Source organism: Rahnella sp. CG8, from assembly GCF_023701875.1.
GTDB classification, from domain to species: Bacteria; Pseudomonadota; Gammaproteobacteria; order Enterobacterales; family Enterobacteriaceae; genus Rahnella; species Rahnella aceris.
Genome location: NZ_JABAED010000057.1, coordinates 1 through 8055, shown reverse-complemented (window position 1 = coordinate 8055; position 8055 = coordinate 1). Strand labels below are relative to the sequence as shown.

Genomic DNA, 8055 nt, shown 5'->3' with positions numbered 1-8055 from the left:
TACAGCAACGCAGCGATGCTAAAACTGCCCTCGAGACGTGAGCGTGAATATGCGAGGGAAGTGAGAGAAAAAAGGTCAAAATATCCCTTAAAAAACAATGCCGGTCACCTTAAGTGACCGGCATTAGGCTAAATGCCCGCTTTTTTGTTTTTGCACAAAGAGAGAATCAGATGCGTTCGAAAACGGTCGCAATGCCCTGACCTAAACCGATACACATGGTCGCAACGCCAAACTGGACGTCGCGGCGCTCCATCAGGTTCAGCAGTGTGGTGGAAATACGTGAGCCGGAGCAGCCGAGCGGGTGACCGAGCGCAATGGCACCGCCGTTCAGGTTGACGCGATCCTCCATAGTTTCCAGCAGTCCCAAATCTTTCACACACGGCAAGGCTTGTGCGGCGAAGGCTTCGTTCAGTTCGAACAGACCGATGTCCTGCACGCTCAGTCCGGCGCGTTTCAGAGCCAGACGCGTTGCCGGCACCGGGCCATAACCCATAATGGACGGGTCGCAGCCCACCACCGCCATAGCGCGGATGCGGGCACGGGCTTTCAGACCTAAAGATTTGGCACGGGATTCACTCATCAGTAACATCGCCGATGCGCCGTCGGAGAGGGCAGAAGAAGTTCCCGCCGTGACAGTGCCATTCACCGGATCGAACGCCGGGCGTAAAGCTGCCAGTGTGGCGACCGTCGTTTCCGGGCGGATCACTTCGTCGAAATCATAACGGGTCAGAACGCCATCGGCGTTATGGCCTTCGGTCGGCACAATTTCGTTAGCGAAATGCCCGGCTACGGTGGCTGCATGAGCACGCTGATGTGAACGTGCGGCAAATTCATCCTGCATTTCACGGCTGATCTGGTGCATTTTTGCCAGCATTTCCGCCGTCAGTCCCATCATCCCTGCGGCTTTCGCTACGGTTTTGCTCAGCCCCGGATGGAAATCCACACCATGATTCATCGGCACATGACCCATATGTTCCACACCGCCGATCAGGCTGACCTGTGCGTCACCGACCATAATGGCGCGGGCCGCGTCGTGCAGTGCCTGCATGGAAGAGCCGCACAGACGGTTGACCGTAGTCGCGGGAACACTGTGCGGTATTTCCGCCAGCAGCGCCGCGTTACGGGCAATGTTGAAGCCTTGTTCCAGCGTCTGCTGGACGCAGCCCCAGTAAATATCATCAATATCTTTGGCGTTCAGCGCCGGATTACGGGCCAGTACGGCACGCATCAGATGCGCGGAGAGATCTTCAGCCCTGACATGGCGGAATGCGCCGCCTTTTGAACGGCCCATTGGCGTGCGGACTGCGTCAACAATGACTACGTTTTCCATGATTTCGGTCCTTATGCCTGATTACCGGTGCTGAAGTTTTCCAGCGGAGCGGCAACCGGATAGTAACTTTCATTGGTTTGCGCTTTAGCGCGTAGCCCTTCCGGTGCCTGATACATCGGCCCCAGATGTGCATACTGTTCAGTCATTTTCAGATACTCAGTGGCGCCGAGGGTATCCAGATAACGGAACGGGCCGCCGTGGAAAGGAGGGAATCCGATGCCGTAGACCAGCGCCATGTCGGCTTCGGCCGGGCTGGCAATAATGCCTTCCTCAAAGCAGCGCACCACTTCGTTAATCATCGGAATCATCATGCGGGCGATGATGTCCTGCGGTGAGAAGTCAGTGTGTGCTGGTTTCAGGTTGTCGGCCAGCAGACTGATCGCCTGTTCGTCAACTTCCTTGCGCGGCTTGCCTTTGCTGTCTTCGCTGTAACGGTAGAAACCGAGTTGATTTTTCTGCCCAAAACGACGGTTATCAAACAGCACATCAACAGCGTCACGGTAATCCCGCGCCATGCGCTCAGGGAAACCGGCGGCCATCACGGCCTGGGCGTGATGCGCGGTGTCGATGCCGACCACATCCAGCAGATAAGCCGGACCCATCGGCCAGCCGAACTGTTTTTCCATCACTTTGTCGATCTGGCGGAAATCAGCGCCATCACGCAGTAACAGACTGAAACCGGAGAAATACGGGAACAGTACGCGGTTGACGAAGAATCCCGGGCAGTCGTTGACCACGATAGGCGTTTTACCCATCGCCAGTGCGTAAGAAACGATGCGCGAAATCGTTTTGTCTGAGGTTTTCTCACCACGCACGATTTCGACCAGCGGCATACGATGCACCGGGTTGAAGAAGTGCATACCACAGAAGTTTTCCGGGCGTTTGAGCGAAGACGCCAACAGATCGATAGGAATGGTCGAGGTATTCGAGGCCAGAACGGTATCGGTGCCGAGCAGAGATTCCGCTTCCGCCAGCACCGCGGCCTTCACTTTAGGATTCTCGACCACGGCTTCAACGACCACAGAGGCACGTTCGATGCCGCTGTAATCCAGCGTCGGATGAATGGTCGACAGCACTTTAGCCATTTTCAGACCGTCGAGTTTACCGCGCTCCAGTTGCTTGTTCAGCAACTTGGCAGCCTCGTTCATGCCGAGCGTCAGGGACTGGTCGTTGATATCTTTCATCACAACCGGCACGCCTTTCAGCGCAGACTGGTAGGCGATCCCGCCGCCCATAATGCCCGCGCCCAATACGGCGGCCTGTTTCGGTTTTTCGCTGTCTTGCGCCAGTTTTTTGGCTTTGCTTTTCACAAACTGATCGTTAAGGAAAATACTGACCAGTGCGCGGGCTTCTTTTGATTGTGCGAGCGGCACAAAGCTGGCGGTTTCCAGCTGCAACGCTTCATCGCGACCCAGACGGGCCGCGGCTTCTATGGTTTTCACCGCGCTCATGGGCGCCGGATAGTGTTTACCGGCATTTTGCATGACCATACTTTTGGCGACGCTGAAGCTCATCGCCGCTTCAATCTGGCTGAGTTTCAACGGCAGACGTTTAGGATCACGACGGTTATGCCATTCCAGTTTGCCGTCAACGGCGTTTCTCAGCATGCTGATGCCAGCGTCGCGCAGTTTATCGGCTTCAACCACTGCATCGACCAGCCCGACTTTCAGGGCCTCTTTTCCGCTGATATTTTTACCGGCGGCGATAATTTCCAGCGCACTATCGGTCCCAATCAGACGTGGCAGACGTACGGAACCGCCGAAGCCCGGCATAATCCCTAAACTGGTTTCCGGCAGGCCAATCCGGGCATCGGCAGTGCTGATACGAAAATCTGTCGCCAGCACGCATTCGCAACCGCCGCCCAGCGCATAACCGCTGATGGCAGAAAGTGTCGGTACCGGCAGGTCTTCCAGCCGGTTAAAAATGCTGTTGGCGAAATCCAGCCATTCATGCAGTTTTTCGGCTGGCGCGTTGAACAGGGATAAAAATTCGGTGATATCCGCGCCCACGATAAACGCTGGTTTGGCCGAACTGAGCAGCAGACCTCTCAGGTCAGACTGTTTTTCAAGTACTGCAATGGCTTCGCCCAGGCTGGCGACAGTTTGGGTGTCGAGTTTGTTGACCGAGCCTGGAGCATCAAACACCAGCTCCGCGATACCGCCGTCGAGCCAGTGCAGGTGTAGTGTTTCGCCTTGGTAGAGCATGTGTCTCTCCTGAATCATCTGGGATGATCTGGTATGACCAGATGTTTTGGAGTGTGGTTTTTATGTTAATAATTTGCAAATGAGATGTGTTTTATTTGCAGGCAAGATCACAAACCTTCCGGGACTATGGTCGCGGTGAGGCTGTGGTAAGATGCTGCATCGTCATTCAGGTGAAAAAAGGACAGTTGGATGGAATCGCTTACTACGCTTTATAAAGAACATATCGCCACGCTGCAGACGCGTGCCCGTGAAATTCTGCAACGTTCTCAGCTTGATGCGTTACTGATTCACTCCGGTGAGTTGCTGACGACCTTCCTTGATGACCACAGTTATCCCTTCAAAGTCAATCCGCAGTTCAAAGCCTGGGTGCCGGTCACCAAAGTGCCGAACTGCTGGTTGTGGGTGGATGGCGTGAATGCGCCGAAGCTGTGGTTCTATTCTCCGGTGGATTACTGGCACAGCCATGAGCCGCTGCCGGAGTCCTTCTGGACGAAAGAGATTTCCCTGACGCCGCTGGCCAACGCTGACGATATCAAAGGCCAGTTGCCGGTTGATCTCAAACGTGTGGGTTACATCGGTTACAGTCAGGAACGTGCGATCAGCATGGGTATCCCTGCGGCGAACGTGAATCCGAAAGTGGTACTGGATTTCCTGCATTATCATCGCGCTTACAAAACAGACTATGAACTGGCCTGTATGCGTGAAGCGCAGAAAGTCGCGGTCAGTGGCCATCGCGCGGCGAAAGAAGCGTTCCTTTCCGGCATGAGCGAATTTGATATCAATCTGGCGTATCTCACTGCTACCGGTCATCGTGATACCGATGTGCCTTACAGCAACATTGTCGCGCTCAATGAACACGCTTCTGTACTGCATTACACTACGCTCGATAATCAGCCGCCTGCCGAAATGCACAGCTTCCTGCTTGATGCCGGTGCAGAATATAACGGTTATGCCGCCGATCTGACGCGTACCTATGCCGCAAAACCGGACAGTGATTTCGCAGCACTCGTGAAAGATCTCAATACGGAAGAACTTGCGTTAATTGATACGATTAAAGCCGGTGTGCGCTATACCGACTATCATGTTCAGATGCATCACCGTATCGCCAAATTGTTGAAAGCGCATAAGCTGGTGGTGGATATTAGTGAAGACGCCATGGTGGAACAGAACCTGACCGGGCCTTTCCTGCCGCATGGTCTGGGGCATCCGCTGGGGTTACAGGTTCACGATGTTGCCGGGTTTATGCAGGATGATACCGGCACGCATCTGGCCGCGCCTTCGCAATATCCCTACCTGCGTTGTACCCGTGTGATTGAGCCAGGCATGGTGCTGACTATCGAGCCGGGTTTGTATTTCATCGATTCGTTGCTGTTACCGTGGCGCGAAGGGCAGTTTAGCAAACACTTTGCCTGGGATCGCATCAATGCCATGAAGTCATTTGGCGGCATTCGTATCGAAGACAACATTGTCATCCACGATAATCGTATCGAAAATATGACACGTGATCTGAAGCTGGCCTGATGCAGCCTTATCCCGTCCCCGCTGAGCCTGTCAGTTTCAGCGAAGAAATAAAGAAGAGTCGCTTCATCACCCTGCTGGCGAGAACTGAGGGAGTTGAAGTGGCAAAGGCTTTTATTCAGGAGGTCAGAAACCAGCATCCGGCAGCGCGTCATCACTGCTGGGCGTTTGTAGCTGGCGCGCCTGCTGATTCTCAGCAACTGGGCTTTTCTGATGATGGCGAACCGGCGGGCACAGCCGGTAAACCGATCTTAAGTCAGCTGATGGGAAGCGGAGTCGGGGAGATCACCGCCGTCGTGGTGCGTTATTACGGTGGCATAATGCTGGGTACTGGCGGGTTAGTGAAAGCCTACGGCGGCGGTGTTCAGCAGGCATTAAAACAACTTATCGTGCAGCAAAAGGTTCCGCTGGCGGAGTTCGCGGTGCAGTGTGATTACAGCCAGTTACAGCTGGTGGAAACGCTGCTTTTGCAGGTTGGCGGGCATATTTTACGCAGTGAATACGGCGCGGCGGTGGATCTCGTTCTGGCGTTGCCTGCCGCAGATGCACCGGCAACCGTCAGCCATTTGTTCGATATCAGCCGTGGCACGCTAATCCTGCGTCCGGTTTCTTAAATTTTTCTATGGTTAATTCGCTGAGGAACGCACCAGCATGCATTTTCGTGCCATAACACGCATTGTGGGGGTGCTCGTCATCCTTTTCTCGGGAACGATGATTATTCCCGGTCTGGTCGCTTTAATTTACCGCGATGGTGCGGGGCGTGCGTTCAGTCAGACCTTCTTTGTCGCCCTGGCGATTGGGTTATTTCTCTGGCTGCCAAACCGGAAGCAGAAAAGTGAGCTGAAGCCACGGGAAGGTTTCCTGATTGTGGTGCTGTTCTGGACGGTGCTGGGCAGCGTCGGGGCATTGCCTTTTCTGTTCTCCGAGCGGCCGAATCTTTCCCTTACCGATGCTTTCTTTGAATCTTTCTCCGGCCTGACGACGACGGGCGCGACCACGCTGGTCGGGCTGGATTCTTTGCCGAAAGCGATTCTCTTCTACCGGCAGATGCTGCAATGGTTTGGTGGTATGGGGATCATTGTGCTCGCGGTAGCCATTCTGCCGATATTGGGGGTCGGCGGAATGCAGTTGTATCGCGCCGAAATGCCGGGGCCGCTGAAAGATAACAAGATGCGCCCGCGTATCGCCGAAACAGCAAAAACGCTGTGGCTTATCTATGTGCTGCTGACCATCGCCTGTGCGCTGGCATTATGGGGCGCCGGTATGCCGGTCTTTGATGCCATCAGCCACAGTTTCTCGACTATCGCTATCGGTGGCTTCTCGACGCATGATGCCAGCATCGGCTATTTCCATAGCGGAACGATTAATACCATTGTGGCGGTATTCCTGTTGATCTCCGGCTGTAACTACGGCCTGCACTTTGCGGTGCTGAGCGGGCGAAACCTCAAGGTATACTGGCGTGATCCGGAATTTCGCATGTTTATCGGCGTGCAGTTCACGCTGGTCGTCATCTGCACGGTGATTCTGTGGATCCACAATACCTACGGCTCGCCGCTGGAAACGCTCAATCAGGCATTCTTCCAGGTGGTATCAATGGCCACCACCGCAGGCTATACCACTGACAGTATTTCCAAATGGCCGCTGTTCCTGCCGCTTCTATTATTGTGCTCTGCTTTTATTGGTGGTTGTGCCGGTTCAACGGGCGGCGGTCTTAAAGTGATCCGTATTCTTTTGCTTTATTTACAGGGTTCGCGCGAGCTGAAAAGGCTGGTTCACCCGAATGCGGTTTACACCATCAAATTGGGTAACCGCGCGTTGCCTGAACGTATCATAGAAGCGGTATGGGGTTTCTTCTCCGCTTACGCGCTGGTATTTATTGTCAGCATGCTGGCGATTGTTGCCACCGGTGTGGATAACTTCTCCGCCTTTGCTGCGGTTACCGCCACACTCAATAACCTTGGCCCGGGGCTGGGGGTGGTGGCTGATAACTTTGCTTCGATGAATTCCGTGGCGAAATGGATCCTGATCGTCACCATGTTGTTTGGTCGTCTGGAAGTCTTCACATTATTAGTGCTGTTCACGCCGACGTTCTGGCGGGAATGAGTTTTAAGAAAGGGAAACAAGTATGAAAGCGTTGATACTCTATTCAAGTCGTGACGGGCAGACACATGCTATCGCTTCTTATATAGCAAGTGAGCTGAAAGAAAAGTGCAACTGCGATGTTGTTGATCTGGTACATGCGGAACATGTCGATTTGAAAAGCTATGACCAGGTGATGATCGGCGCTTCTATACGTTACGGCCACTTTAACCCGGTACTGGATAAGTTCGTTAAAAAACACGCCGAAACCTTGAATCACATGCCGTCGGCTTTTTTCGGCGTCAACCTGACAGCGCGCAAACCCGAAAAACGAACGCCACAGACTAATGCCTATGTACGTAAATTCCTGCTGGCATCCCCGTGGGAACCGGCAATGTGCGGTGTCTTTGCTGGCGCATTACGTTATCCGCGATATCGCTGGTTCGATAAGATAATGATCCAACTGATTATGCGGATGACAGGTGGTGAAACAGATACCCGTAAAGAAGTGGAATATACCGACTGGCAGCAGGTGGCCAAATTCGCTGAAGATTTTGGGCAAATATCGTATAAAAAATCGCACTAATGCGGGCTTAATAGACGTTCAGGCCAAAAAGAAAGCATTCAGAAAATTTTTTGAAATTAGGGGTTGCGGCCTTCTGAGAACTCCCTATAATGCGCCTCCACTGACCGGGAACAACGACTCCTCTAACAAGAACCAAGTCGCCCAGTCAGGAAGAATCAACCCGGTGAAAACACCGCATCTTGTAAAAGAAAATGGTTGACTCTTCAGGGAGAAAGAGTATTATCTGCCTCCCACGTTGCTGAGTTAAGTCTCGCAACGTACGCTCTTTAACAATTTATCAGACAATCTGTGTGGGCACTCACAAGACGATATCAGCCACTTCGGTGGCAAAAAATATC

General features: G+C 53.3%; 6 protein-coding genes. 4 read left to right on the top strand and 2 right to left on the bottom strand.

Annotation, left to right across the window (positions count from 1 at the left end):
* Positions 1–166: 166 nt before the first annotated feature.
* Both fadA and fadB read right to left on the bottom strand, forming a co-directional pair.
* Positions 167–1330, bottom strand: coding sequence for an acetyl-CoA C-acyltransferase FadA (gene fadA, locus HGO41_RS25430; protein WP_119262166.1), 1164 nt, complete (start codon positions 1328–1330; stop codon positions 167–169).
* Positions 1331–1341: 11 nt separating this feature from the next.
* The gene (gene fadB / locus HGO41_RS25425) at positions 1342–3534 is read right to left on the bottom strand and encodes a fatty acid oxidation complex subunit alpha FadB (RefSeq protein ID WP_250981633.1); all 2193 of its coding nucleotides are present in this window, start codon (positions 3532–3534) and stop codon (positions 1342–1344) included.
* Between the two features lie 189 nt (positions 3535–3723).
* Between fadB and pepQ the strand changes: the two genes are divergently transcribed.
* Genes pepQ through hemG form a run of 4 tightly spaced genes read left to right on the top strand, consistent with a single transcriptional unit; the run spans position 3724 to position 7717 of the window.
* Positions 3724–5055 carry a Xaa-Pro dipeptidase gene (gene pepQ, locus HGO41_RS25420; RefSeq protein WP_013577423.1) on the top strand — a complete coding sequence of 444 codons (1332 nt, stop codon included), beginning with the start codon at positions 3724–3726 and terminating at the stop codon, positions 5053–5055.
* Positions 5055–5666, top strand: coding sequence for an IMPACT family protein (locus HGO41_RS25415; protein ID WP_013577422.1), 612 nt, complete (start codon positions 5055–5057; stop codon positions 5664–5666). Before pepQ ends, HGO41_RS25415 begins: the two co-directional genes overlap by 1 nt.
* Positions 5667–5703: 37 nt before the next feature.
* Positions 5704–7155 (top strand): Trk system potassium transporter TrkH, encoded by a 1452-nt coding sequence (gene trkH / locus HGO41_RS25410; RefSeq protein ID WP_013577421.1) that lies wholly within the window; start codon positions 5704–5706, stop codon positions 7153–7155.
* A 22-nt stretch (positions 7156–7177) separates the two neighbouring features.
* The gene (gene hemG, locus HGO41_RS25405; RefSeq protein ID WP_153376665.1) at positions 7178–7717 is read left to right on the top strand and encodes a menaquinone-dependent protoporphyrinogen IX dehydrogenase; all 540 of its coding nucleotides are present in this window, start codon (positions 7178–7180) and stop codon (positions 7715–7717) included.
* The last annotated feature ends 338 nt before the right edge of the window (positions 7718–8055 follow it).